We start from the raw sequence: 26,389 nt of genomic DNA, 5'->3' as shown, positions 1-26,389 counted from the left end.
GCTCAACCCCGCGGCGGCCCGAACGTCGGGTCGTTGGCCGGCGCCACCGCCGCCACCACGCGTTCGGCCACCCACTGCACCGTGGCCTGCGGCGGCAGGTGGTCGAGGAGGTCGGCCGGCAGCCAGCCCACCGACGGTTCGACCAGCATCAGGATGCCGACGAGGGTGTGGAACTCCAGCCCGAGCTCGGCCAGCGTCGCCGAGGCCTGCAGCCGCGGTGCACACGCGAGTCCCAGGTCGGCCGCGGCCTGCTGCATCAGGGTGCAGACGTCGGCGGCATCGGGCGGCCAGGGCGGCGGCAGCATCGGCGGGACGGGGCGTGGGCGACGACCCATGCTCCGCTCGCACCGGCTGTGCCGGCATCTGTCATTTGGTGGACGCGCACCGGGCGGGCCCCCCGCGTCCCGGGGGCGGCCTCGCTACCATGGGCCGCATGCCGCCGGAGATCCGCCCGCGATGACCACCCTGCACGAACAGAGCGCCACGGTGCTCGTCTCGCTGTACCGCAACCGGGCGGCGTCGCCGGTGGAGGTCACCCGCTCGGTGCTGGCGCACATCGGCCACTGGGAGCCGCTGCTCAACGCCACCTACGCGCTCGACCCCGAGGCCGCGATGGCGATGGCCCGCGCCTCCGAGCAGCGCTGGCACCACGGCGAGCCGCTGGGCCCGCTGGACGGCGTGCCGGTGACGATCAAGGAGAACATCGCCACCGCGGGTGTGCCGGTGCCGCTGGGCAGCGCCGCCACCACGCTGCAGCCCGCCATCGCCGACGCACCCCCCGCGGCGCGGCTGCGCGAGGGCGGTGCGGTGCTGCTCGGCAAGACCACCATGCCCGACCTCGGCATGCTGTCCTCCGGCCTGTCCAGCTTCCACCCGCTGACGCGCAACCCCTGGGACCTGGCGAAGAACCCGGGCGGCTCCAGCGCCGGCGCGGCGGCCGCCTGCGCCGCCGGCTACGGGCCGCTGCACCTGGGCACCGACATCGGCGGCTCCATCCGCCTGCCCGCCGGCTGGTGCGGCGTCGTCGGCTTCAAGCCCAGCCTGGGCCGGGTGCCCATCCAGCCGCCCTATGCCGGCCGCGTGGCCGGGCCGATCACCCGCACCGTGGCCGACGCCGCGCTGCTGATGGGCGTGCTGTCGCAGCCGGACTGGCGCGACGCCACCGCCCTGCCCGCACAGGCGACCGCCTGGTCGGCGCTGGAGCGGCCGCTGAAGGGGCTGAGGGTCGGCCTGTGGCTGGACGCCGGCTGGGGCCTGGCGCTGGAGGCGCAGACCGAGGCCGTGGTGCGGCGTGCCGCCGAGCGGCTGGAGGGCGAGGGCGCCATCGTCGAACCGCTCGGCCCCTTCACCACCCGCGCGATGGTCGACGGCCTGGACCGCTTCTGGCGCATGCGCGCCTGGCTGGACCTGCAGGCGCTGCCGGCCGGCCGCCGCCACCGCGTGCTGCCCTACATCCGCGACTGGGCCGCGCCGGCGCAGGGCTACAGCGGCGCGCAGGTGTTCGAAGGCTTCAGCCAGATGGCCGCGATCCGCGACGCGACCGTCGCCGCCACCCAGGGCTTCGACGTGGTGCTGTCGCCGGTGTCGCCGGTGCTGCCCTTCGCCGCCGAGGCCGCGAGCCCGCTCGACGACCCGGCGCGGCCGTTCGAGCACATCGCCTACACGCTGCCCTTCAACTTCAGCGAGCAGCCGGCCATCGCGCTGCCCGCCGGCTGGAGCGCCGATGGCCTGCCCATCGGCCTGCAGATCGCCGGCCGCCGGCACGACGACTTGGGCGTTCTGCAGGTGGCGCATGCCCTGGAGCGGCTGACGCCGCGGCGGGCCTGGCCGACGGCGCCGCTGGACGGCTGATTTCGGGGCGCCTGCCGCGCTTCAGCTCGGCTTGATGCCGGACGACCGGACGACCCGCGCCCACTTCGCCGATTCGCGCTCGATGAACCGGCCGAAATCGGCCGGCGACCCCGGCAGCGCGACGGCACCGAGCTCGGCCAGCCGCGCCTTCACCTTGGGGTCCGCCAGCGCCGCGTTGACCTCGGCGTTGAGGCGCTCGATCACCTCCGCCGGCGTGCCCCTCGGCGCCCCGAGGCCGGCCACGGTGGTGGCCTCGTAGCCGGGCAGCGTCTCGGCCACGGCGCTCACCGCGGGCAGCGATTCGGTGCGCGCCGGGGTGGTGACCGCCAGCGCCTGCAGCCGGCCGGCCCGCAGGTGCTCGATCGCCGACGGCAGGTTGTCCATCGCCGCGTGCAGGCGACCGCCGAGCAGGTCGGTGAGCATCGGCGCGCTGCCGCGGTAGGGCACGAGCACGGCGTCGATGCGGGCCTCCGACTTCAGCAGCTCGGCCGCCAGGTGCGAGATCGTGCCGTTGCCGAAGTGCCCCAAATTGAGCTGCCCCGGATGCGAGCGTGCATGGGCGATGAACTGCGGCAGCGTGCGGACGGCCGCCAGCTCGGGGCCGGCCGCCAGCACCAGCGGCTGGGTGGAGATGCCCGCCACCGGCGCGATGTCGCGCACGAAGTCGTACTTCAGGTCGTCGTACAGGGCGCCGTTGAGCAGGTTGCTGGTCGTGGTCTTGAGCAGCGTGTGGCCGTCGGCCGGCGCGCGCACCACCGCCTCGGTGGCCAGGTTGGTGGCGGCACCCGGCCGGTTGTCGACGATGAAGGCCTGACCCAGGCGTTGCTGCAGCCAGTCGCACATCAGCCGCGCGAGGATGTCCGCGCCGCCACCGGGCGGGAAGCCGACCACCACCCGCACCGGCCGCAAGGGGATAGCCCTCGGCGCGCGCCGGCGGCACCATCAGCGGCGAGGACAGCGAGGCGGCCCCCAGTGCAAGCAGGCGACGACGATCGAAGGCCATGGCGTTCTTCCAGGATGACGATGGCCGCGGGGGCGGCCGGTGCCCGAACGATGCCGCAGCCGGGGTGGGGCGTCATCGGCCCGGCGATGAAGCGCGCTGAAACAGCGTGAACCCGGCCGCCGCCCCACCGTCGGCGCAGGCGCTTCGCTTCGGCGGCTTTTGCCTGCTGCCGGGCCGCCGCGAGCTGCGCTTCGGCGAGGCGCCGGTGGCCATCGGCCACCGGGCCTTCGACCTGCTGCTGGCCCTGGCCACCCGCCCCGGCCAGCTGGTCGGCAAGGACACGCTGATGGCCGAGGTCTGGGCCGGCACGGTGGTGGAGGACAACAACCTCGCGGCCCAGGCGTCGGCGCTGCGCAAGGTGCTGGCGGCCGACCCGGCGCTGGCCGGCTGCCTGCAGGCGGTGCCGGCGCGCGGCTACCGCTTCACCGCGGAGGTGGTGGCGGACGCCGCGGGGACGCCCTCTCCGGCGGCCGACCCGCAGGCGCTGTCCCTGGTGGTGATGCCCTTCACCGCACTCGGTGCCGGCGACCAGGCGCACGTGGCCGAGGGGCTGAGCCACACCGTGGCCACCGACCTGTCGCGCATTGCCGGGCTGGACGTGGTCGCGTCGGCCAGCGCCGCCTGCCTGCCGGCCGGGCCGTTCGACGCCCGGCAGGTCAGCCGCGCACTGGGGGTGCGCTACCTGCTCGCCGGCAGCGTGCAGCGCCACGGCCCACGGCTGCGCGTCAACGCGCAGCTGGTCGACGGGCCGAGCGGCCGGCAGCTCTGGTCGGACCGCTTCGACGGCGACGACGGCGACCTCTTCGCGCTGCAGGACCGCATCACGGGCCGCATCGCCAACGCCATCGGCCGCGAGGTCTTCGTCGCCGCCGCCCGCGATGGCGAAGCACGCCCGGTGGCGTCCAGCGCCTTCGACCTGCTGATGCGCGGCATCGCCGCCGACAACCGGCCGCAGTCGTTGCCGGCGCTGCGTGAGCAGGCGGCCTGGTTCGCCCAGGCGGTGGCGCGCGACCCGTGCCTGGCCGAGGCCCACGCCCGGCTGGCGCGGGCCCTGCTGCTGCAGGTGACGCAGGCGCACGCCCCCACGGCCGCCGACGAGGACACGCTGGCGCGCGGCGTGGCCGCCGCCGAAGCCGCCGTGGCGCTGGGCCCGGCCAACGCCCGCGCGCACTGCGCCATGGGCCTGGTGCACGTGCTGCGCGGCGACTTCCCGCGGGCGGTGGGGGCCAACGAGGCGGCGATCGCGCTCGACCGCAACTTCGCGCTGGCGCACAACAACCTGGGCAATGCGCAGGTCCACCTGGCCGAGGGTGCGGCGGGGTTGCAGGCGGCCGACACCGCGCTGCGCCTGGACCCGCGCGGGCCGCAGCGCGGCGCGTTCTGCACCACCCGCGGCTTCGCCCTGCTGCTGCTGGACCGGCCGCAGGAGGCCGTGGCCGCCTTCGAGCAGGCCCGCACGGCCAACCCGCAGTTGCCGCGGGCGGCGGCCGGCCTGGCCATCGCGCACGTCCGGCGAGGCGATGCCGCGGCCGCGCGCAGCGTGGCGGCCGAGCTGCGGACGCTGGCCCCGCACTACCGGCTGTCGCAGACCATCGACGCCTGCCGACCCGGATCGTCCGACGGCTACCGCCGCTTCCACGACGAGGTGCTGCGGCCGGGCGCAGAAGCGGCCGGCCTGCCACCCTGAGCGCCCCGCCGCGGCGCCGACATTGCACCTTAGGGGGCGACATGGCCGCGGGCACGACCCTGGCGGCCTACGCTGGCGACCCCTCATCCCACAGGAGTCCGGCGATGACCGCTTCACCCTTGCGCACGGCCCTGGCCGGCGCGGCGCTGCTGCTGTGCAGCCAGGCCGCGCTGGCCGACATCACGCTGTACAGCCAGAACTTCGAGAACCCGGTCAACTTCGTCGACGACGGCGGCAGCGTCAACATCTTCCGCACCGTCAACGACCTCTACGGCAACCAGCCGCCGGGCTTTCTGTTCGCGCAGGACTTCACCGTCGAGACGCTGCGCGTCGGCACGCCGGGCGTGTGGACCTCGTTGTCCAACCCGAGCGGCGCCTTCCTCGACCCGCAGGGCGTCGCCGGCCAGTACGTGGTGAGCATGTTGTCGAGCGCGCAGAACGACCTGCTCGGGCTGTCGTTCAACGTCGGCGCCTTCAAGTTCTTCAACCTCCAGCTCGACATCTCGTCGATCGACCTGAACAACTGGGGCGGCCCCTTCTTCGACGGCACGGCGCCGACGTTCCGCCTGTCGCTCTACGACAACCCGAGCGGCGCCGTCGGCCTGGGCACCGGCGCGCTGCTGTCCAGCGCCGACATCACCGGCACCCTCGCCGCCAACCAGTGGACCTTCGACTGGTCGCGCCGCGTGGTGGGCCTGAGCACCGACGGCAACACCAACGGCAACGTGACGCTGCGCATCGACCTGCTCAACGGCGGTTATGCGGCGATGGACAACTTCCTGATCGCCGCGTCCGACGTGCAGGGCCAGGTGCCGGCCATCCCGGAACCGGGCACCTGGGCGCTGCTGGGCGTCGGGCTGGCCGGCGTGGCCTGGGCGGGCCGTCGCCGGCGCGCTTGACAGGGCGGCTCGCTCAGCGCGCGCCCAGCGCTTCCCAGCGCTCCAGCGCCGCCATCAGCTCGTCCTCGATGGCGGCGAAGCGGGCCTGCAGGGCCGGTGCCTCCTGCGCCGACGCGCCGGCGTAGAGGGCCGGGTCGGCCAGGCGCTCGGCCAGCCGCCGCTGTTCGGCCTCCAGCGACTCGATGCGCGCGGGCAGGTCGTCCAGCTCGCGCTGCTCCTTGTAGCTGAGCTTGGCCCTGGCTTTCGGCGCCTCCGCCTTCGGCGGGGTGGGCGCGGGCGCCGCGCTGCTCGGCTTCGCGGCCGCGGCGGCCCGTGACCGCGCGCGCTGCGCCAGCCAGTCCTCCACGCCGCCTTCGTACTCGCGCCAGCGGCCGGGCTGCACGTCGCCCTCCCAGGCGATGGTGCTGGTCACCACGTTGTCGAGGAAGCGCCGGTCGTGGCTGACGAGGAACACCGTGCCGCGGTACGACTGCAGCAGCTCCTCCAGCAGCTCCAGCGTCTCGATGTCGAGGTCGTTGGTCGGTTCGTCCAGCACCAGCACGTTGGCCGGCAGCGCGAACAGACGCGCCAGCAGCAGCCGGTTGCGCTCGCCGCCGGACAGGGTGCGCACCGGGGAGTTGGCGCGCGCCGGCGAGAACAGGAAGTCGCCGAGGTAACCGCTGACGTGCTTGCGCGCGCCGTTGACCTCCACCCATTCGCTGCCGGGGCTGATGGTGTCGGCCAGCGTGGCGTCGAGGCTGAGCCCGGCGCGCATCTGGTCGAAGTAGGCCACCTGCAGCCGACTGCCCAGCCGGACACTGCCGCTGGTGGGCTGAAGCTCGCCGAGCATGAGCTTGAGCAGCGTGGTCTTGCCGGCGCCGTTGGGGCCGATGAGGCCGACCTTGTCGCCGCGCAGCAGGGTGGCGCTGAAGCCGTCGACGACCACCTTGTCGCCGAAGCGCATGCCGACGTCCTGCAGCTCGCAGACGATGCGACCGCTGGACTGGCCGCTGTCGACCTCCAGCTTGGCGCGGCCGATGACGTCGCGCCGCTGCGCCCGCGCCTCGCGCAGCCGCTCGAGCCGGGCGATGCGGCTGACGCTGCGGGTGCGCCGGGCTTCGACGCCCTTGCGGATCCAGGCCTCCTCCTGCGCCAGCAGCTTGTCGGCGCGGGCGAAGGCGACCGCTTCGGCCTCCAGCTCGCGCTGCTTGGCGGCCTCGAAGGCGGCGAAGTTGCCGGGGTAGCTGCGAAGCTGGCCGCGGTCGAGCTCGACGATGCGGGTGGCCACCGCGTCGATGAACGCGCGGTCGTGGGAGATCAGCACCACCGCGCCGCGGAACGCGGACTTCGTGCCCCCAGACGCCTTCGTCGTCGGCCCCCGAGGGGCGCGGTCGGCTTGGGGCGGCCCGGCGCCGACCAACAGCTCCTGCAGCCAGTCGATGGCGTCGAGGTCGAGGTGGTTGGTCGGCTCGTCGAGCAGCAGCACCTCGGGCCGGGCCACCAGCGCACGGGCCAGCGCCGCGCGCTTGGCGGTGCCGCCGGACAGCGACTCGATGCGCGCGCCGCCGTCGAGCCGCAGGCGTTGCAGCGTCTCGTCCACGCGCTGTTCCCAGGTCCAGCCGTCGAGCGCTTCGAGCCGGCTCTGCAGTGCGTCGAGGTCCTCGTCCGGCGCATGGGCCTCGTAGCGGTCGCGCAGGGCGCGGGCCTCGGCGACGCCTTCGGCCACGGTGTCGAACACCGTGACGCCGGCGGTGAACTGAGGCTCCTGCGGCACGTAGATCCGGCGCACCGTCTGCTGGGCCTGCACCAGGCCGTCGTCGGGCTTCTCCAGCCCGGCCAGGATCTTCAGCAGCGAGGACTTGCCGGCGCCGTTGCGGCCGATGAGGCCGATGCGCTCGCCGGCCTCCAGCGAAAAGGCGGCGCCGTCGAGCAGCGGGACATGCCCGTAGGCAAGGTGGGCGTCGGTGAGGGACAGCAGGGCCATGGGCGGATTGTCCGCCGCCGACGGTGGCACCCTTCCTGCAACGGGCCTTCGCCGCCGTCCGGCGGCGTTGGAGCCTGCCGTGCGCGTCCGTCCCGCTGCCCTGTGGTGTGCCCTGGTCCTGGGGTGCGCCGGCCTGCCGCCGGCCACGGCGCGCTGCCTGTCGGACTGCACGCCGCGCATCGGCATCGTCTCGGCCTTCGGCGCCGAGGCCGACCTCCTGGTCGCCCAGACGCGCCAGGCACGCACCCGCACCGTCAACGGCAACCGCTTCACCACCGGCGTGCTGCGCGGCCGTCGGGTGGTCATCGTGCTCAGCGGGGTGAGCATGGTCAACGCCACCATGGTGACGCAGCTGATGCTGGACCACTTCCGCATCGAGCGGCTGGTCATGAGCGGCATCGCCGGCGGCGTGAACCCGGCGCACCGGGTGGGCGACGTCACCGTGCCGGAGCGCTGGGTGATGCCGATGGAGGTCTACTGGAACGGGGAGGCGCGCCTGCCCTCGGCCTGCGGTGTGCCCGGCGACCTGGCCTGCCTCGGCCTGGCGCTCGCACGGCAGCCCGACGGCACGCCGTGGCCGCCCTACCAGACCTGGTACCTGCGGCAGAACTTCGTCATGACCGCGGCCAACGCGCCCCAGGGCGAATACCGCTTCGACTACCCGGTCGATGCCGAGATGCTGGCCGTCGCCCGCTCCCTGCGCCCCCCGCTGCAGCGCTGCGGCCCACGGGCCAGGACCGCCCAGGGCGGCATCGACGACCCGCAGTGCGTGAAGGCCCAGCCGACGCTGGTGGTGGGCGGCACCGGCGTGTCGGGCACCGCCTTCCTGGCCAATGCCGACTACCGGCGCTACCTCTTCGACACGCTGGGGGCGCAGGTGGTGGAGATGGAGACCGCCGCCCTGGCCCATGTGGCCCTTGCCAACCGCGTGCCCTACATCGCCATGCGCAGCGTCAGCGACCTGGCCGGCGCCCAGGACTTGCATGCCGACGCGGTGGCGCTGTTCACCAGCGGGCTGGCGGAGGCGAACGCGGCGGCGGTGACGCTCTCCTTCCTCGAGGCCTGGTCGGCGCACCAGGCCTCGAAGCGGCGAGCGGTTAGGCCAGCGCCGCCTCCAGCGCGTCGATGAAGCGCGACGCCACGTCGAACCCGGTCTGCTCGGTGATCTCCTGGAAGCAGGTCGGGCTGGTGACGTTGATCTCGGTGAGGCGGTCGCCGATGACGTCCAGGCCCACCAGCAGCAGGCCGCGGGCCGCGAGGATGGGCCCCAGCGTCTGCGCGATCTCGCGGTCGCGCTCGGTCAGCGGTTGCGCCACGCCCTTGCCGCCGGCCGCCAGGTTGCCGCGCACCTCGCCGCCCTGCGGGATGCGCGCCAGGCAGAACGGCACCGGCTCGCCGGCGATGACCAGCACGCGCTTGTCGCCCTGCGCGATGGCCGGCAGGTAGCGCTGCACCATCACCGTCTGGGCGCCGTCGCGGTTCAGCGTCTCGATGATGGCGCCGAGGTTCAGCCCGTGCTCCGGCACGCGGAAGATGCCCATGCCGCCCATGCCGTCCAGCGGCTTGAGGATGACGTCGCGGTGCTCGGCATGGAAGGCGCGGATGGCCTGCGCGTCGCGCGTGACCAGCGTCGGCGCGATGAGCTGCGGGAACTCGAGGATGGCCAGCTTCTCGGGGTGCTCGCGCAGCGCGGCCGGCTTGTTGAACACCCGCGCGCCCTCGCGCTCGGCCTGCTGCAGCAGGTGGGTGGCGTAGAAGTACTCGGGGTCGAACGGCGGGTCCTTGCGCATCAGCACCGCGTCGAAGCCGTGCAGCGCGCGCTCGGCCTCTTCCTCCACGGTGAACCAGTCGTGCCCGCCTTCACCCGTGCGCCCGGTCAGCGCGATGCGCTGCACCCGTGCCTGCACCTGGCCGCCCTGCCGCCACTGCAGCGTCACCGGCTCGCAGGCCCAGATCGCGTGGCCGCGGCGGGCGGCCTCGCGCATCATGGCGAAGGTCGAGTCCTTGTAGGTCTTGAAGGACACGAGCGGGTCGACGACGAAGAGCAGGTCCATGGCGCCTTTCTAGATCTCGACTTTCGAGCCGAGCTCGACCACGCGGTTGGCCGGCAGGTTGAGGAAGTCGGCCGCATTGGAAGCGTTGCGGTGCATGCTGGCGAAGAGCTTCTCGCGCCACAGCGCCATGCCGTGGGCCACCGTGGGAATGACGATGTCGCGTGACAGGAAGTAGCTGGTCTCCATGTCGTCGAGCTGGACGCCGCGAGAGCACAGCAGCTTCAGCGCCTGCGGCACGTCGGGGTCGTTCTTGAAGCCGAAGCTGAGGATCACCGCCCAGCAGTCGCGGCCCAGCGGTTCGACCGAGATGCGCTGCTCGAACCGCACCCAGGGCACCTCGTGGTGGCGCACGGTGACGAACAGGTTCTGCTCGTGCAGCACCTTGTTGTGCTTCAGGTTGTGCATCAACGCGTTCGGCGCCAGGCCCGCCTCGGCGGACAGGAAGACGGCCGTGCCCGGCACCCGGGTGGGCGGGCTGATGAAGACGGCGTCGAGAAAGCTCTTCAGGTCGATCGCTTCGTCGCGCAGGCGTTCGCTGAGCAGGGCCCGACCCTGCTTCCAGGTCATCATCAGCGTGAACATGCCGACGCCGATGACCAGCGGGAACCAGCCGCCGGCGAACAGCTTGAGCATGTTCGAGGCGAAGAAGGTGATGTCGATGAGGAAGAAGAACCCGGTGGCCGCGATGCACAGCGCCAGCGGCAGACCCCAGCCGTAGCGGATGACGAAGAAGGTCATCACTGTGGTGATGGTCATGTCCAGCGTCACCGCGATGCCGTAGGCCGACGCCAGCTTGGACGACGAGCCGAACAGCGCCACCGCCAGCACGATGAACAGGTACAGCCCCCAGTTGACGAAGGGCACGTAGATCTGGCCCAGGTCGCGCACCGAGGTGTGCTGCACCTGCAGCCGCGGCAGCAGGCCCATCTGGATGGCCTGCTTGGTGACCGAGAAGGCGGCGGTGATCAGGGCCTGCGACGCGATGACGGTGGCCATCGTCGCCAGGCACACCAGCGGCAGGGTGGCCCAGGCCGGCGCCAGCTTGTAGAACGGGTTCTCGATGGCGGTCGGGTCCTGCAGCAGCAGCGCACCCTGGCCGAAGTAGTTGACGACCAGCGCCGGCATCACCACCGCGTACCAGGCGATGCGGATGGGCTTCTTGCCGAAGTGGCCCAGGTCGGCGTAGAGCGCCTCGCCACCGGTGACCACCAGCACCACCGCGCCCAGCGCGATGAAGGCGATCACCGGGTTGGCCAGGATGAAGGCCACCGCATGCGCCGGGTTGAGCGCGGCCAGCACCGACGGGTTGCCCACGATGTAGGGCAGCCCGAGCAGCACCAGCACGATGAACCACACCAGCGTGACCGGCCCGAAGAAGCGGCCGATGCCGCCGGTGCCGTAGCGCTGCACCGAGAACAGCACGGTCAGCACCACCAGCGTGACCGGCACGACGAACTTCTCCAGCCCGGGTGCGGCGACGCCAAGGCCTTCCACCGCCGACAGCACCGAGATGGCGGGCGTGATGACGCCGTCGCCGTAGAAGATGGCGGTGCCGAACATGCCGACCACCAGCAGCACCTGGCGCAGGCGCGGCTTCTCCTTCACCGCGGTGGTCGCCAGGGCCAGCATGGCGATCAGGCCGCCCTCGCCGTTGTTGTCCGCGCGCAGGATGAGCAGCACGTACTTCAGCGAGACGATGACCGTCATCGTCCAGAAGATGAGCGACAGCACGCCGAGCACGTTCGTCGGCGTCATCGGCACGTGGCCGGCGTGGAAGACCTCCTTCAGCGCGTACAGCGGGCTGGTGCCGATGTCGCCGTAGACGACGCCCAGCGCGCCGAGCGTCAGGGCGGCCAGCTGGGCCGGCGAGTGGGAGACTTCGCGCCTCACGGGTCCGACGTCTCAGCCGGGGACGCGGGCGGCGGCTTCGCCGGTGCGCCGCAACGGCCCCTCGAGGGGCACCAGGGGGAACCCGTCAAGGTCCCCGGGACCGCCGCCGGCGGGCGCCTGGGCGCTATTCATAGATCTCGGCGTCGGGGTCGTGCGCCTCCAGCTCGTAGCTGGCCGCCAGCATCGCCAGCCGGGCGATGACGCCGTACATGTAGAAGCGGTTGGGCGCGCTGGCCCCGGGCTTGGCCCCGGGCCGAGGCAGGTGCGACGGCTCGGCGAACGCCAGCGGCACGAAGTGCGCGCCGGGCGAGTTCAGGTTCTCGTCCACACCGCGCTCGGCGTGCACGCGGTAGAAGCCGCCGACGACGTAGCGGTCGATCATGTAGACCACCGGCTCGGCCACCGCCTCCTGCACCCGCTCGTAGGTGGGCACGCCCTCCTGGATGATCAGCTCGGACAGCTCCTGGCCGTCCTTGGTGGTGCTCATCTTGTTGCGCGTGCGGCGGTTGATCTCGTCGAGGTCCTTGGCGTCGCGCACCGTCATGATGCCCATGCCGTAGGTGCCGTTGTCCGCCTTGACGATGACGAACGGCTTCTCGTTGATGCCGTACTCCTTGTACTTGCGACGGATCTTGGCCAGCAGCGTCTCGACGTTGCTGCGCACGCAGTCCAGGCCCTCGCCCTCCTGGAAGTTGACCTTGCCGCAGTGGGCGAACATCGGGTTGATCAGCCACGGGTCCATGCCCAGCAGCTTGGCGAACTTCTTGGCCACCTCTTCGTAGGCCTGGAAGTGCTGCGTCTTGCGGCGCACCGCCCAGCCGGCGTGCAGCGGCGGCAGCAGGTACTGCTCGTGCAGGTTCTCCAGCACCTTCGGGATGCCGGCGGACAGGTCGTTGTTGAGCAGGATGGTGCAGGGGTCGAAATCCTTCAGCCCCAGCCGGCGCGGGGTGCGCAGCAGCGGCTCCAGCAGCAGTTCGCCGCCGTCGGGCAGCGGCAGCTTCACCGGCTCGGTCACCGCCTCGTCCAGCGAGCCCAGCCGCACGTTCAGCCCGGCCTGGTGGAAGATCTGCATCAGCCGCGCGACGTTGCTCAGGTAGAAGCTGTTGCGGGTGTGCTTCTCGGGGATGAGCAGCAGGTTCTTCGCCTCGGGGCAGATCTTCTCGATCGCCGCCATCGCCGCCTGCACCGCCAGCGGCAGCATCTGCTCGGTCAGGTTGTTGAAGCCGCCGGGGAACAGGTTGGTGTCCACCGGCGCCAGCTTGAAGCCGGCGTTGCGCACGTCCACCGAGGTGTAGAACGGCGGCGTGTGCTCCATCCACTCCAGCCGGAACCAGCGCTCGATGGCCGGCATGGACTCGAGGATGCGCTGCTCCAGCTCGTTGATCGGGCCGGTGAGCGCGGTGATGAGGTGCGGGACCATGGGACGGGGGGGTGGGTGGCAGGTGCCCCCGGGCCGACGGCAGCGCCGGGGGAGAGGGATTCTAGGCAGTCGGCCGTGACGACAGCGCCGGCAGCAATCGGACCGCCCGCCATGGCGCAGGCGCCCGATCCTGGCCCAGATGGCGGCGGTCCGCCAAAGAAAAAGGGCCACCTTGCGGTGGCCCTGCCCGTCCGGCACGGGGCCGGGCGGTCGTCGGCGGGTCGGCGCAACCGGCCCGGCCGACGAAGTCGTCAGCGGTGGTAGGCGGTCTCGCCGTGGGCGCTGATGTCCAGGCCCTCGCGCTCCTCCTCCTCGGTCACCCGCAGGCCGATCACCAGGTCGACGATCTTGAAGGCGACGAGGGAGACGATGCCCGACCAGACGATGGTCAGCAGCACGCCCTTGAGCTGGATCCACACCTGGGTGCCGATGGCGTTGGAACCGACCGTGGCCGTCACCCAGTCGGTGACGAGGCCGGGGCCGCCCAGCGCCTGGTTGTTGAACACGCCGGTGAGCAGCGCACCGACGATGCCGCCCACGCCGTGCACGCCGAAGACGTCCAGCGAGTCGTCCGCACCGAGGATCTTCTTCAGGCCGTTGACGCCCCACAGGCAGGCGAAGCCGGCGATGAAGCCGATGACGATGGCGCCCATCAGGCCGACGTTGCCGGCGGCCGGGGTGATGGCCACCAGGCCGGCGACGGCGCCCGAGGCGGCACCCAGCATCGACGCCTTGCCCTTCATCAGCGACTCGCCGATGCACCAGGCCAGCACCGCGGCGGCGGTGGCGGTGAAGGTGTTCATGAAGGCCAGCACGGCGGAGTTGCCGGCTTCGAGGGCGGAGCCCGCGTTGAAGCCGAACCAGCCCACCCACAGCAGCGAGGCACCGACCATGGTCAGCGTCAGCGAGTGCGGGGTGAAGGCTTCCTTGCCGTAGCCCACCCGCTTGCCCACCATGTAGGCACCGACCAGGCCGGCGACCGCGGCGTTGATGTGCACCACCGTGCCGCCGGCGAAGTCCAACGCGCCCCACTGCCAGATCAGGCCGGCCTTGCCGTTCATCTCGTCCACCACGCCGGCGGCGGAGTAGGCGTCCGGGCCCATCCAGTACCACACCATGTGGGCGATCGGCGCGTAGCTGAAGGTGAACCACAGCACCATGAACAGCAGCACCGCACTGAACTTGATGCGCTCGGCGAAGGCGCCGACGATCAGGCAGCAGGTGATGCCGGCGAACGTCGCCTGGAAGGCGGCGAACAGCAGTTCCGGCACGTAGACGCCCTTGCTGAACGTGGCGCCCATGGCGAAGGTGCCGTCGGCCGGGTTGAACAGGCCCTTCAGGAACAGCCGGTCCAGCCCGCCGATGTAGGCGTTGCCCTCGGTGAACGCCAGGCTGTAGCCGTAGATGGCCCACAGCACGACGATCAGCGAGAAGGTGACGAACACCTGCATCAGCACGGACAGCATGTTCTTGCTGCGCACCAGGCCGCCGTAGAACAGCGCCAGGCCGGGGATGGTCATCATGATGACCAGCAGGGTGGCGACCAGCAGCCAGGCGGTGTCGCCCTTGTTGGCGGTCGGCGCGGCGGCGGGCGCCGCATCGGCCGGCGCGGCCGCCGCAGGCGCTGCGGCGTCGGCCGCCGGCGCGGCCGCGGCCGGCGCGGACGCCGCGGCATCCTGCGCAGAGGCCACGCCGGCAAAGCCCAGCGCGGCCAGGCCCAGGGCCAGTGAAGCAATCAGTTTTCTCATGGTTGTCTTCTCGTCTTGGCAGCGCCGCGGCTCAGAGCGCGTCCTTGCCGGTTTCACCGGTGCGGATGCGCACCACCTGTTCGAGCGTCGACACGAAGATCTTGCCGTCGCCGATCTTGCCCGTGCGGGCGGCGGCCTCGACCGCCTCGATGACGCGCTCGACGATGGCGTCGTCGACCGCGGCCTCGATCTTGACCTTGGGCAGGAAGTCGACCACGTACTCCGCACCGCGGTACAGCTCGGTGTGGCCCTTCTGGCGGCCGAAGCCCTTGACTTCGGTCACCGTGATGCCCTGCACGCCGATGGCGCTGAGGGCTTCACGCACTTCATCAAGCTTGAAGGGCTTGACGATGGCGGTCACCATCTTCATGTCGGTTCTCCTAGACAGTGCGCTGGCCGATCAGAAGGTCTTCGACAAGGAGAGGACAGCCTTCGCCTTGCCAGCGCCCTCCGTGAAGCCGGAACGGGCCGTGGTGAACAGGTTCTTCTCGGTCGTGCCGATGACGGACGCACCGACCACCCAACCCGAAAGATCCTTGGTCACGCCGAGCTTGTAGTCGCCGACGGTGTCGTCGATCAGGCCGGCGGCACGGCCGTCCTTGATCTTCTGGTAGCCGTAGTGCGCGACAGCGCCCCAGCCGCTGCCGAGGTCGAAGTTCGCGTTCAGGTCGATGTAATACGACCCCTTGGTGTCGACGCCGGGCACGCCCTTGCCGATCGAGAAGAACTCGGTCGTGGCGTAGTAGAACTTCGCCGAGAAGACGCTGTAGGAAGCGCCGAGGTAAAGCTCTCCGTTCTTGATCTTCAACGTGCCGCCGGAGCCGGAGTTCGGGTAGTAGTAGTAGATGAAGCCCAGGTCGTAACCCAGCGGCCCGGCGGTGCCCTTGTAGCCGCCATAGAAATCCATTTCGAGGCTGGCGCCGTTGTACAAGCCCTGCTCGACGTTGGAGTTCCAGTTCCCGACGTAGAAGCCGGAGGAATGAGCGACGTCGAATCCGCCTTGGAACGCGGGCCGATAGCCGGTCTGGCTGAAACCGCGGAATCGGTAGTCGCTGTACAGACCAGCGTTGCCCGTGATCGTCCAGTCCGACGCGGGAGCGCTCTGAGCGAACGACGGCGCGGCGCTCACCGCCAGGAGGGCGGCCAGGGCGAGCATGCTTTTCTTCATGGGTTCTCCGAATCCTCTGTGGGTGTGAAAAATGAGGCCGGCCGCATTTGCATGATCCATGCCAATGCTCCACAAAGGGGAGCGGCGCCACAAAGCGGGGTGTCTGCGTGTGCGCATGCACCTTCATAAGGCAGATACGCCACCAATCTGCACCGATCGCGGGCGGTCGCGGACTCCGTGCAGCCACCGCGCCCCCTAGCCCATCGGGGGCGGTGCGCTGGCGGCGCTGGCACCATGCCCGCCCCATGTCGCTCGCCATCGTCCGCACCCGCTGCCTGATCGGACTGGAGGCGCGGCCGGTCACCGTCGAGGTGCACCTGGCCAACGGACTGCCGAGCTTCACCCTCGTCGGGTTGGCCGACACCGAGGTGAAGGAGGCGCGCGAACGGGTGCGCTCGGCGTTGTTGAGCAGCGGCCTGCCCTTCCCCCACAACAAGCGCATCACCGTCAACCTGGCGCCGGCCGACCTGCCGAAGGACTCCGGCCGCTTCGACCTGCCGATCGCGCTCGGCCTGCTGGCGGCCGACGGGCAGTTGCCGGTCGACGGGGTGCTGTCGCAGGCCGAGTTCGCGGGCGAGTTGTCGCTGGCCGGCGAACTGCGACCGGTGCGCGGGGCGCTCGCCATGGCGCTGGCGATGCGCCGGGAGGCGACTGCGCCCGTCGGGCCGTTGGTGTTGCCGACCGCCAGCGCCGCCGAGGCGGCCCGCGCCCGCGGCGTCGACGTCCGCGCCGCCGCCCACCTGCTCGACGTGGTGCGCGCCCTGACGCCGGGTGACGCGCCGCAGCCGCTGCCACCGGCCCGGCCTCCGGCGCAGAACGGTTCACCGCCGCCGCGGCCGGACCTCGCCGAGGTGCGGGGCCAGGCCGCCGCCAAACGGGCGCTGGAGATCGCCGCCTGCGGGCGGCACAGCCTGCTGCTGGTCGGACCGCCGGGCACCGGCAAGTCCATGCTGGCGCAGCGGCTGCCCGGCCTGTTGCCGCCGATGGACGAGGACGAGGCGCTGACCAGCGCCGCGCTGCGCGGGCTGTCCGCCGACGGCCTGGGCGGCGGCGAATGGGCGCAGCGGCCGGTGCGCGCGCCGCACCATTCGGCGACCGCCGCGGCGTTGGTCGGTGGCGGCTCGCCGCCGCGCCCGGGCGAGATCTCGCTGGCCCACGGCGGCGTGCTCTTCCTGGACGAACTGCCCGAGTTCGTGCGTCCGGCGCTGGAGGCGCTGCGCGAGCCGCTGGAGAGCGGTCACATCACCATCTCGCGGGCGGCACGCCAGGCGCGGTTTCCGGCCCGCTTCCAGCTCGTGGCCGCCATGAACCCCTGTCCGTGCGGCTGGCATGGCGCGCGGCCCGGCCTGGGCCGCGAGTGCCGCTGCACCACCGACGCGGTGGCCCGCTACCGCGCTCGGCTGTCGGGCCCGCTGCTGGACCGGCTCGACCTGCAGGTGGAAGTGCCGGCGCAGCCGCCGTCGGAAGTGCTGGCGGCGCCCGACGGCGAACCCACCGCCGCGGTGGCCCGACGGGTGGCCGCCGCGGTGGCCCGCCAGCTCGAACGGCAGGGCTGCCGCAATGCCGACCTCGACGGCGTGTCGCTGGACCGGCACTGCGCGCTGGACCCGCCGACGCGCGGCTGGCTGCAGACCACGGCGCAGCGGCTGGGGTGGTCGGGCCGGCGCCTGCACCGCACGCTGCGGGTGGCCCGCAGCGTGGCCGACCTGCGCGGGGCCGCACGCATCGACATCGAGGCGCTGGCCGAGGCGGTCCAGTACCAGCGCGCGCTGCGGGCGGACTGATTCCGCCCTGCGCTCAGAAGGTTGCGCGGTCGCTGGTTTGCATCACGCCGGGTTGCACGGCCGGGGCCGGATCGGCCTGCAGGGCCTGCAGGCGACCGTTGTCCACCGTCACCCGGCTGCCGACGGCCGGCGGCTGCTTCTGGGTGACCGTGCGCAGCGTGCCGTCGTCCATGCGCACGCGCACCTGGTAGACGGTGTCCGTGCGAACGCGCTTCTCGATCTCGTGGCCGGCATAACCACCGCCCACCGCGCCGAGCACGGTCATCGCCGTGCGGCCGTTGCCCTTGCCGACCTGGTTGCCCAGCACGCCACCCAGCACGCCACCGGCGACGGCGCCCAGCCCGCTGCCCTGGCCCTGCTGCTGCACGGCGTTGACCGATTCGACGCGGCCGCAGGTGGCGCACACCGCCACGGGGCGCGTGGGCAGCGGCGTGGCGGCCGGTTCCGCGGTCGCCACCGGAGCCCGCGGCGCCGGCGCGGTCCGGGGTGCGGTGCGCTGGCTGGGCGTGGGGACGGCCTGCTCGGCCACGAGGGCCGAAGGGGCCTGCGGGGCCGGCGTCGCCGCGCCCTGCGCGGCCACCGGCCCCTCGGCCGCGCGGCGGGCCTGGTCGCCCTTGATCAGCCAGCCGGCGGCGGCACCCAACGAAGCGACCAGCACGGCGCCGGCGACGAGGCCCGCGACCGGTACGCGGGCCGCGGGACGGACCGCCGGAGAAACGTCGGTGGAGGCAGTGGGGCTCATGGCGTTCATGGCGTGCTTGTTCGTGTTGTGGAGAAGGAGCAGGCACCGGGCCTGCCCTTCCTTCAACGCCCGAGACGCGTTCTCGGAGACCCCGGACAACGCATCAAAGGTAACGAGGTGTCATCCATGGTGCGCGGCCCTCACGCCATGAACCCGAGGTTGCGGCGCGACGCATCGAACGCGGTCAGCCGCGGGAAGATGTCGGCCAGCCCGCCGTCGCTGACGCCGAACCAGCGGCCGAGCGTGGCGCCCAGCTGCTCGACCGAGATCTCCGGCAGCAGCGAGCCGTTGCCGATCTGGTTCGGGCTGGTGAAGTCGCCGCGACTGTCGGGCAGGCCGTAGGCCGGGAAGTTGCCGTACACCTCGCGGCCGCGCACCGCGCCGCCCATGACGAAGTGGTGGGCGCCCCAGCCGTGGTCGGTGCCGTCGCCGTTGCTGGTGAAGGTGCGGCCGAAGTCGCTGGCGGTGAAGGTGGTGACGCTGTCGCGCAGGCCCATCGCGCCCAGCGTGTTGTCGAAGTAGACCAGGGCCTGCGACAGCCGTGCCATCAGGTCGGCGTGCTGCCGGTTCTGGTTGTCGTGCGTGTCGAAGCCGCCCATGCTGACGAAGAACACCTGGCGCCGCGTGCCGAGCGCGGTGCGGCCGGCGATGGTGCGTGCCACCACCTGAAGCTGCTGTGCCAGGCCGTTGTTGTTCAGCGGCGCCACCAGCGGCCCGTAGGGCGCGGTGTTGGCCGCCGGCAGCGCGGCACCGAAGGCCTGCTCGGCGTCGATCGAGCGGCCGACCACGGTGGCGTGGTCGCGCAGCAGCACCGAGTCGCTGCGCGCGTTGCGCATGACGCGCCGCATCGACTCCAGCGCCGGGCCGGAGCCGAACAGCGTCGTCGCCCCGTTGCCGCCGATGCGGATCGCGCCGTTGGTCGACACCTGGTACTGCAGCACGTTCTGCCCCGACAGCCACACCGCGTTGCCGCTGGCCGAGATGCTGGTGAAGAGGGCGTTGCCGTTGCCGGCGGCCAGCAGGTCGCCCATGCGCCCGCCCCAGCCGGCGGTGGCGCCCTCGGCGGCCAGCGTCTGCCAGGTCGATTGCTGGTCGTTGTGCGAGAACAGGCTGGCCGGCTTGGGCACCGCGCTGTTGCGGTAGTCGGCCTTGGTCAGCGGCCGCAGCAGCGGCCCGACGTTGGAGACGATGGCCAGCCGGCCCGCGGCGAAGAGGTCGCGTGGGCCGGTGAGCATCGGGTGCAGCGCGATGCCCCGGCCCTGCGGCGTGATCGGGTTCAGCGCCAGCACCCCGCCCAGCCGTGCCGGCGATCCGGCGCCCGCACCGGTGTTCTCCGGCGTGCCGGGGGCCAGCAGCGCGATGGAGTCCGGGGCCTGGTTGCGCACCTGCGTGTAGTTGGCCCAGGACGGCGCATCGGTGGCCAGCACGGTGTTGTAGGTGTCGTTGCCGCCGTAGAGGAACAGACACACCAGGGCCTTGTAGTCGCTGCCGGCGGACTGGGCGCTGGCCGTGCCCAGCGCCGCCAGGTTCAATGCCAGCGGTGTCGCCGCCATGCCCAGGGTCGACAGGGCGCCGGCGCGGCGCAGGAATTCGCGGCGGGAAGCGGATTTCGAGATGAAGCTCATGGCGCCCCTCACTGGATCAGGAATTCCGGCGACACCGCCGTCAGGTACACCGCCAGCAGCGCGCGGTTGCGCTTCGCGGTGTTGACCTGGTTCTGGTTGCCGCCGTCGGCGCGCAGCGCGGGCAGCGCCACCGATTCGACGGCCGTGCGGATCTCGGCCTTCAGCGCGTCGTTGGCGCCGCCCGGCAGCAGGCGCGCGGTGACGCGGTCGACCAGCGCCTGCGGCTGGTCGGCCAGCGCCAGTTCGGCGTCGAGCGGGATCTGCACGTCGTTGCGCGGCGCCTGGTGGTTGGTGCCGCGCTGGCCGAAGCCGCCCTGGATGCCGCCGCGCAGGTAGTTGGCATAACCGGCCACCGAGGTCTCGTGCGCGATCTGCAGTTCGGGCACCGTCATGCCCAGCGCGCCGGACAGCGTGCCCGGCGGCACGTAGCCCGGCCGGTAGAAGTTGAAGACCGACGGGCTGCGCATCGGCGTCTGGCCGAGCTGGGTGCCGGCGTCGTCGGTGGTGCCGATCAGCCACTTGCCGCTGTCCGACGTCGCGCCCATGCCGCGCAGCAGCGCGGTCAGCCGCAGCACCGGCTCGCGCAGCTTGCCGGCGTTGGCGTCGGTGCTACGCGCCTCGGGGTCCAGCAGCACGGCGCGCACCACGGCCTTCAGGTCGCCGCGCACGCCGCTGCCGTTGTTGTTGAAGGCGGCGGCGACGCGGGCCACGTAGGCCGGGCTGGGGTGGCTGGTGACCAGCCGCTGGATCAGCTGGCGGCCGATGAACGGCCCGACGTTCGGATGGTTGGCCAAGGTGTCCAGCGCCAGCGTCAGGCTGGCGTTCGGATCGGCCCGGCCCTGCGCGGGCACCACCTGGCCGAGGAAGCGCTTTTCCGAGATGGAGTGGAACTGGCTGTAGCCCTGCATCGGCTTCCACTCCCGGTCGGGGTCGCGCGTGGCGCCGTCCCAGCCCCAGAAGCGGCTGTCGGCGGTGTCGGGCCCGTCCCAGCTCCAGCCGGTGAACACCCGCGACAGGCCCGCCACGTCGTCGCCGCTGTAGGTGGCTCCGCCACGGGCGCTGCCGTCGAGGTTGAGCTCGACCAGGCCGATGCTGAACAACTGCATCACCTCGCGGGCGAAGTTCTGGTCCGGGATTCGGCCGGTGGCCACGTTCTCCTTCTGGTTCTTCATGTGCGACAGGTACACGCCCATCACCGGCGCGCGGGCCACTTGCTCCAGCAGGTCGCGGTAGCGGCCGAACGCGTTGGCGCCCAGCATGTCGAGGTAGCCGGCCACGCCGCGCGGGTTCTCTGAGACGCCGCCGTCGACCATCGAGACCACGAAGATCTGCGACAGCGCAAAGGCCACGCGCTGTCGCAGCTGGTCCGGCCCCCTGCACCGCCTGGCGGTAGAAGGTGTCGAGCACCTCCCGCGTGCCGGCGCCGCTGTTGGCCGCCTTCAGGGCCAGGTGCTCGGCGTCCCAGTAACCGCGGTGCAGCGTCTGCGGCAGCGCCATCTGCTCGTCGATCCAGCGGCCGTAGCCGACGGCCATCACGCGGTCGAGGTCGGCCTCGGTGGCGCCGAAGGTCGCCTGGTTGAGGAAGCGCACCGCCTCCTGCCGCGAGCCGGGCACCGACAGCGCCGACGCGGTGCCGTCCGCCCCGCCGGCATCGTCGCCGCCACCGCCGCCACCGCCACAGGCGGTGAGCAGGGCAACGACCAGCACGACGGCCCACCCGCGGTGGCGTCCGCGGGCGGCGTGGGGGCTCGGGGCGGTCGATGGCATGGCGGGTCCCTCCGTGTTCGCATCGCGACGCCCTGGTGGACGCCGCGGCGCGATTGTTCGGAGGACCCGGCCACGAAGGCCGCCAACTAAGTCGCGGCCGACACAGTGCTTACGGAAGCACGCAAATCAGTGCCGCACGGCTGAACGCTCGCTCGGACGAACGGCGCCCGGCCCACGGCCCGGAGGTCAGAGCTGCGGCGCCAGCAGCCGCCGCGCGTCGTCCAGCGCCAGGCGCTGGCGCTCGGCGAAGTCGGCGAGCTGGTCCTCGCCGATGCGGCCGACATTGAAGTACATCGCCTTCGGATGGGCGAGGTAGAAGCCCGAAACGCTGGCCGCCGGCATCATGGCCAGGCTCTCGGTCAGCGTCATGCCGATGTCCTCGGCCTGCAGCAGCTCGAACATGCCGCGCTTGACGCTGTGGTCGGGGCAGGCCGGGTACCCCGGCGCGGGGCGGATGCCGCGGTACTTCTCGGCGATCAGCTCCTCGGCGCTCAAGGCCTCGTCGGCGGCGTAACCCCACAGCTCGGTGCGCACCCGCTGGTGCAGGCGCTCTGCGAAGGCCTCGGCCAGCCGGTCGGCCAGCGCCTTGAACATGATGGCGGCGTAGTCGTCGTGGTCGGCCAGGAACTGGCGCTCCTTCTTCTCCACGCCGACGCCGGCGGTCACCGCGAACAGCCCGATGTAGTCGTCGGCCGCGCCCTTGGGCGCGATGAAGTCGGCCAGCGAGCGGTTCGGCCGCTTGACGCCGTCGATCACCGGCCGCTCGCTCTGCAGCCGCAGGGGCTGCCAGCGCAGCACCACGTCCTCGCGCGAGTCGTCGGCGTAGACCTCGATGACGTCGTCGTCCACCGTGTTGGCCGGGTACAGGCCGACCACGCCGTTGGCCTGCAGCCAGCGGCCCTCGACCAGCCGCTGCAGCATGCGCTTGCCGTCGCTGAAGACCCGCTGCGCCGAGTCGCCGACGATGTCGTCGCGCAGGATCTCGGGGAAGGGCCCGGCCAGGTCCCAGGTCTGGAAGAAGGGACCCCAGTCGATGAAGGCCGCCAGTTCCGCCAGGTCGTAGTTGCGGAAGACGCGGCGGCCGATGAACTTCGGCTTCGGCGGCGTGTCGTGCGACCAGTCCATCACCGCCTTGTTGGCGCGGGCGGCGGCCAGGCTGACCAGCGGCGTCTGCTTCTTGTTGGCGTGCAGCTGCCGCACTTTCTCGTAGTCGGCCTTCAGCTCGTCGATGAAGCGGGCGGCGCGCTCCTCGCTCAGCAGGTCGGCGCACACGCCCACCGACCGCGACGCATCCGGCACGTAGACCACCGGCCCTTCGTAGTGCGGCGCGATCTTCACCGCGGTGTGCACCCGGCTGGTGGTGGCGCCGCCGATCAGCAGCGGGATCTTCTTCAGGCGGAAGTGCTCGTCGCGCTGCATCTCGCTGGCGACGTACTGCATCTCCTCCAGGCTGGGCGTGATCAGGCCCGACAGGCCGATGATGTCCGCGCCCTCGACCTTCGCTTTGGCGAGGATCTCCTGGCAGGGGACCATCACGCCCATGTTCACCACCTCGAAGTTGTTGCACTGGAGGACGACGGTGACGATGTTCTTGCCGATGTCGTGCACGTCGCCCTTGACGGTGGCGATGACGATCTTGCCCTTGGGCTTGGCGTCGCCGCCGCCGGCCACCAGCAGCCGCTTCTCCTCCTCGATGTAGGGCAGCAGGTGGGCCACCGCCTGCTTCATCACGCGCGCCGACTTCACCACCTGCGGCAGGAACATCTTGCCCTGGCCGAACAGGTCGCCGACCACGTTCATGCCGGCCATCAGCGGGCCTTCGATGACGTGCAGCGGCCGGCCGCCGTCGGCGCGGATCTGTTGCCAGACCTCCTCGGTGTCCTGCACGATGAACTCGGTGATGCCCTGCACCAGCGCATGGGACAGCCGCTCGGCCACCGGCAGCGCGCGCCACGCCAGTCGCACGCTGTCGTCCTTGGCAGCGCCCTTGGCGCGCTCGGCGATCTCGATCAGGCGCTCGCCCGAATCGGGCCGGCGGTTGAGCACCACGTCCTCCACCCGCTCCCGCAGCTCCGGGTCGAGGTCGTCGTACACGCCCACCATGCCGGCGTTGACGATGCCCATGTCCATGCCCGCCTGGATGGCGTGGTAGAGGAACACGGTGTGGATGGCCTCGCGCACCGGCTCGTTGCCGCGGAAGCTGAAGCTGACGTTGCTGACCCCGCCCGACACCTTGGCGCCGGGCAGGTTCTGCTTGATCCAGCGGGTGGCGTTGATGAAGTCCACCGCGTAGTTGTCGTGCTCCTCGATGCCGGTGGCGATGGCGAAGATGTTCGGGTCGAAGATGATGTCCTCGGGCGCGAAGCCGATGCCGTCCACCAGCAGGCGGTAGGCGCGCTCGCAGATCTCGACCTTGCGCTCGTAGGTGTCGGCCTGGCCCTTTTCGTCGAAGGCCATCACCACCGCCGCGGCGCCATAGCGCTTGATGAGCTTGGCCTGGTGGCGGAACGGGCCCTCGCCCTCCTTCAGCGAAATGGAGTTGACGATGCCCTTGCCCTGCAGGCACTTGAGTCCCGCCTCGATCACCTCCCACTTCGAGCTGTCCACCATGATCGGCACGCGCGCGATCTCGGGCTCGGAGGCGATGAGGTTGAGGAAGCGCACCATGGCCGCCTTGCTGTCCAGCATGGCCTCGTCCATGTTGACGTCGATGACCTGCGCGCCGTTCTCCACCTGCTGGCGGGCCACCGCCAGGGCCTCCTCGAACTGGCCGTTGAGGATCATCCGCGCGAAGGCTTTGGATCCGGTGACGTTGGTGCGCTCGCCGATGTTGACGAACAGCGTGCCGGCGCCGATGGACACCGGCTCCAGGCCGGCGAGGCGAAGCGGCGGCACGGCCACCGAGGAAGCGGAAGCAGGGGATGGGGCAGTGGTCATGGCACGGGTCGGTGCCGGCGCCGGACCCCGGCCTGCGGCCCATCCGCAGGCCTGGGATCCAGGCCGGGATGAGCGCCGTTGCGTCGGTCCGACCGGCGCAACCTCCCCTCCGGCGAACCCGCCCGAGCCTGGCCGTCACACGGACGGTCGCAGCGCTCCTCGGGCAGGCAACCAGTTTATCCGCCACCATCGTGCACGCCCATTGCCACGCCCTGCGACATGACGCCTTCCGCCGCACGACACCGCCTTCGCTTGACCGGCCTGCTGCCGCTGCTGCCGGTGCTGGCTGCCTGCTCGTCCGTGCCACTGGGTCCGGGCCGCGGAGCGCCAGGGGCATCCACCGCCGCGCCGCCCTCGCTGGCCGCCGAGCAGCGCCGGCTGGCCGATCTGTTCCGTGGCACGCCTGTGGTGTTCACGCTGCTGCCCCACGGCGCATTGAGCACCGAGGTGCCGCTGGGCCACTGCTTCGACCGCGGCGCGGTGGTGGTGCGGCGGCCGCTGCAGGCGGTGCTGGACCGGCTGGCCGCCAGCGCGGCGGTGCGGGCGGCGGCGTCGGTGGAGACGCTGGCACCGTCGGACGCGGGCCGGCCCAACCCGGCGCTGGCCACCGAGCGTGCCGCCGCGGTGCGCGACTACCTGGTGGCCGGCGGGCTGATGCTGGTGCGCTTCAAGCCGCCGCGTGCAACCACCACGGAGGTGGTGCAGGTCATCGTCACGCCGTGACGCCGAGGGCGCCGGCGCGGGGCGTCAGGCCGCCTCGGCCAGCGATGCGAAGAGCGGGTCGTGCAGCCCGCGCGGGCGGTAGGCGCTGACGCGCTTCGCGATCTCGGCGATGTGCTCGGGCGTGGTGCCGCAGCAGCCGCCGGCGATGTTGAGCAGGCCCTGCCGCGCGAAGTCCTCCATCAGGCCGCCGGTCACGTCCGGCGTCTCGTCGAAGCCGGTTTCGCTCATCGGGTTGGGCAGGCCGGCGTTGGGGTAGCAGCTGATCCAGGTGTCGCCGGCCACCTTGGCCAGCTCCTCCAGGTAGGGCCGCATCAGCGCCGCGCCGAGCGCGCAGTTCAGGCCGACGGCGATCGGCTTGGCGTGTCGCACCGAATGCCAGAAGGCGCTGACCGTCTGGCCCGACAGGATGCGGCCGGAGGCATCGGTCACCGTGCCGGACAGGATCACCGGCAGGCGTTCGCCGGTCTCTTCCATCAACTCGTCGAGCGCGAAGATGGCCGCCTTGGCGTTCAGCGTGTCGAAGATGGTCTCGACGAGGAAGACGTCGCAGCCGCCTTCGAGCAGCCCGCTCGCCTGCTCGTGGTAGGCCGCGCGCAGGGTGTCGAAATCGACGTTGCGCGCGCCGGGGTCGTTGACGTCGGGGCTGATGCTGGCGGTGCGCGGCGTGGGGCCGAGCGCGCCGGCCACGAAGCGGGGCTTGTCCGCGCTGGTGAACCGGTCGCAGGCCTCGCGTGCCAGCCGGGCGGCGGCCACGTTCATCTCGCGCGCCACCTCGGCCAGGCCATAGTCCTCCTGCGCCACCGAGGTGGCGCCGAAGGTGTTGGTCTCGATGATGTCCGCCCCCGCGGCCAGGTAGGCCGCGTGGATCTCGCGCAGCACGTCGGGCCGGGTGAACTGCAGCAGCTCGTTGTTGCCCTTGAGGTCGCGCGGATGGTCCGCGAAGCGCTCGCCACGGTAGTCGGCCTCCGTGAGCTTGTGGCGCTGGATCATCGTGCCCATCGCGCCGTCGATGATCACGATGCGCCGGCGCAGCAGGTCCGGCAGGGCCTGCGCGCGGGTGTAGCGGACAGTGGGGGCGGGGGCTCGGTCCATGGTCCGGGGATTCTAGAGAGCGACGGCGGCTCATCG

At 71.7% G+C, this 26,389-nt stretch carries 20 protein-coding genes and 1 riboswitch; of the genes, 6 read left to right on the top strand and 14 right to left on the bottom strand.

Going from position 1 to position 26,389, the window contains the following annotated elements; all coding sequences use genetic code 11:
• Positions 1 to 2: 2 nt before the first annotated feature.
• Positions 3 to 305 carry a hypothetical protein gene (locus LRS07_RS03080; protein ID WP_260500553.1) on the bottom strand — a complete coding sequence of 101 codons (303 nt, stop codon included), beginning with the start codon at positions 303 to 305 and terminating at the stop codon, positions 3 to 5.
• Between the two features lie 151 nt (positions 306 to 456).
• Between LRS07_RS03080 and LRS07_RS03075 the strand changes: the two genes are divergently transcribed.
• Entirely contained in the window at positions 457 to 1,851 is a 1,395-nt protein-coding gene (locus LRS07_RS03075) for an amidase (RefSeq protein ID WP_260500552.1), read from the top strand.
• A gap of 21 nt (positions 1,852 to 1,872) precedes the next feature.
• Here LRS07_RS03075 and LRS07_RS03070 read toward each other — a convergent pair whose 3' ends face one another.
• Positions 1,873 to 2,751, bottom strand: a complete 879-nt coding sequence (locus LRS07_RS03070; protein WP_260502024.1) for a tripartite tricarboxylate transporter substrate binding protein — start codon at positions 2,749 to 2,751, stop codon at positions 1,873 to 1,875.
• Between the two features lie 209 nt (positions 2,752 to 2,960).
• Between LRS07_RS03070 and LRS07_RS03065 the strand changes: the two genes are divergently transcribed.
• Positions 2,961 to 4,541: a winged helix-turn-helix domain-containing protein gene (locus LRS07_RS03065; RefSeq protein WP_260500551.1), complete on the top strand. Its 1,581-nt coding sequence runs from the start codon at positions 2,961 to 2,963 to the stop codon at positions 4,539 to 4,541.
• 104 nt (positions 4,542 to 4,645) lie between these two features.
• Entirely contained in the window at positions 4,646 to 5,440 is a 795-nt protein-coding gene (locus LRS07_RS03060; RefSeq protein WP_260500550.1) for a PEP-CTERM sorting domain-containing protein, read from the top strand.
• A gap of 13 nt (positions 5,441 to 5,453) precedes the next feature.
• Here the strand turns inward: LRS07_RS03060 and LRS07_RS03055 are convergent, their stop codons facing one another.
• On the bottom strand, positions 5,454 to 7,403 hold the full coding sequence (locus tag LRS07_RS03055) for an ATP-binding cassette domain-containing protein (protein ID WP_260500549.1): 1,950 nt from the start codon (positions 7,401 to 7,403) through the stop codon (positions 5,454 to 5,456).
• Positions 7,404 to 7,482: 79 nt separating this feature from the next.
• Between LRS07_RS03055 and LRS07_RS03050 the strand changes: the two genes are divergently transcribed.
• Entirely contained in the window at positions 7,483 to 8,532 is a 1,050-nt protein-coding gene (locus LRS07_RS03050; RefSeq protein ID WP_260500548.1) for a 5'-methylthioadenosine/S-adenosylhomocysteine nucleosidase, read from the top strand.
• Here the strand turns inward: LRS07_RS03050 and gshB are convergent.
• From gshB to LRS07_RS03020, 6 genes are all read right to left on the bottom strand, one after another.
• Positions 8,501 to 9,457, bottom strand: a complete 957-nt coding sequence (gene gshB / locus LRS07_RS03045; RefSeq protein WP_260500547.1) for a glutathione synthase — start codon at positions 9,455 to 9,457, stop codon at positions 8,501 to 8,503. The genes LRS07_RS03050 and gshB overlap by 32 nt on opposite strands.
• A gap of 9 nt (positions 9,458 to 9,466) precedes the next feature.
• Positions 9,467 to 11,347, bottom strand: a complete 1,881-nt coding sequence (locus LRS07_RS03040; RefSeq protein WP_260500546.1) for a potassium transporter Kup — start codon at positions 11,345 to 11,347, stop codon at positions 9,467 to 9,469.
• Between the two features lie 124 nt (positions 11,348 to 11,471).
• Positions 11,472 to 12,767 carry a glutamate--cysteine ligase gene (gene gshA / locus LRS07_RS03035; protein ID WP_260500545.1) on the bottom strand — a complete coding sequence of 432 codons (1,296 nt, stop codon included), beginning with the start codon at positions 12,765 to 12,767 and terminating at the stop codon, positions 11,472 to 11,474.
• A gap of 251 nt (positions 12,768 to 13,018) precedes the next feature.
• Positions 13,019 to 14,515, bottom strand: a complete 1,497-nt coding sequence (locus tag LRS07_RS03030) for an ammonium transporter (protein ID WP_260500544.1) — start codon at positions 14,513 to 14,515, stop codon at positions 13,019 to 13,021.
• Positions 14,516 to 14,546: 31 nt separating this feature from the next.
• Positions 14,547 to 14,885, bottom strand: coding sequence for a P-II family nitrogen regulator (locus LRS07_RS03025; RefSeq protein ID WP_260500543.1), 339 nt, complete (start codon positions 14,883 to 14,885; stop codon positions 14,547 to 14,549).
• A 30-nt stretch (positions 14,886 to 14,915) separates the two neighbouring features.
• Positions 14,916 to 15,683 carry a TorF family putative porin gene (locus tag LRS07_RS03020; RefSeq protein ID WP_260500542.1) on the bottom strand — a complete coding sequence of 256 codons (768 nt, stop codon included), beginning with the start codon at positions 15,681 to 15,683 and terminating at the stop codon, positions 14,916 to 14,918.
• Positions 15,684 to 15,928: 245 nt separating this feature from the next.
• Between LRS07_RS03020 and LRS07_RS03015 the strand changes: the two genes are divergently transcribed.
• Positions 15,929 to 17,467, top strand: a complete 1,539-nt coding sequence (locus LRS07_RS03015) for a YifB family Mg chelatase-like AAA ATPase (RefSeq protein ID WP_260500541.1) — start codon at positions 15,929 to 15,931, stop codon at positions 17,465 to 17,467.
• A gap of 13 nt (positions 17,468 to 17,480) precedes the next feature.
• Here the strand turns inward: LRS07_RS03015 and LRS07_RS03010 are convergent, their stop codons facing one another.
• The 4 genes from LRS07_RS03010 to metH form a co-directional block, all read right to left on the bottom strand.
• Positions 17,481 to 18,209 (bottom strand): glycine zipper 2TM domain-containing protein, encoded by a 729-nt coding sequence (locus LRS07_RS03010; protein ID WP_260500540.1) that lies wholly within the window; start codon positions 18,207 to 18,209, stop codon positions 17,481 to 17,483.
• A 140-nt stretch (positions 18,210 to 18,349) separates the two neighbouring features.
• Positions 18,350 to 19,834, bottom strand: a complete 1,485-nt coding sequence (locus LRS07_RS03005) for a DUF1501 domain-containing protein (RefSeq protein WP_260500539.1) — start codon at positions 19,832 to 19,834, stop codon at positions 18,350 to 18,352.
• Between the two features lie 8 nt (positions 19,835 to 19,842).
• Positions 19,843 to 21,183, bottom strand: coding sequence for a DUF1800 domain-containing protein (locus tag LRS07_RS03000; RefSeq protein ID WP_260500538.1), 1,341 nt, complete (start codon positions 21,181 to 21,183; stop codon positions 19,843 to 19,845).
• Positions 21,184 to 21,787: 604 nt separating this feature from the next.
• Positions 21,788 to 24,538 (bottom strand): methionine synthase, encoded by a 2,751-nt coding sequence (gene metH / locus LRS07_RS02995; RefSeq protein WP_260500537.1) that lies wholly within the window; start codon positions 24,536 to 24,538, stop codon positions 21,788 to 21,790.
• A gap of 63 nt (positions 24,539 to 24,601) precedes the next feature.
• Positions 24,602 to 24,705: riboswitch (S-adenosyl-L-homocysteine riboswitch) on the bottom strand.
• 85 nt (positions 24,706 to 24,790) lie between these two features.
• Between metH and LRS07_RS02990 the strand changes: the two genes are divergently transcribed.
• On the top strand, positions 24,791 to 25,261 hold the full coding sequence (locus tag LRS07_RS02990; RefSeq protein WP_260500536.1) for a hypothetical protein: 471 nt from the start codon (positions 24,791 to 24,793) through the stop codon (positions 25,259 to 25,261).
• Between the two features lie 24 nt (positions 25,262 to 25,285).
• Here the strand turns inward: LRS07_RS02990 and LRS07_RS02985 are convergent, their stop codons facing one another.
• On the bottom strand, positions 25,286 to 26,353 hold the full coding sequence (locus tag LRS07_RS02985) for a homocysteine S-methyltransferase family protein (protein ID WP_260500535.1): 1,068 nt from the start codon (positions 26,351 to 26,353) through the stop codon (positions 25,286 to 25,288).
• Positions 26,354 to 26,389: the final 36 nt, after the last annotated feature.

It is taken from the genome of Aquabacterium sp. J223 (assembly GCF_024666615.1).
In the GTDB taxonomy this organism is placed as follows: Bacteria; Pseudomonadota; Gammaproteobacteria; order Burkholderiales; family Burkholderiaceae_C; genus J223.
This window is presented reverse-complemented; position numbering and strand designations above follow the sequence as displayed.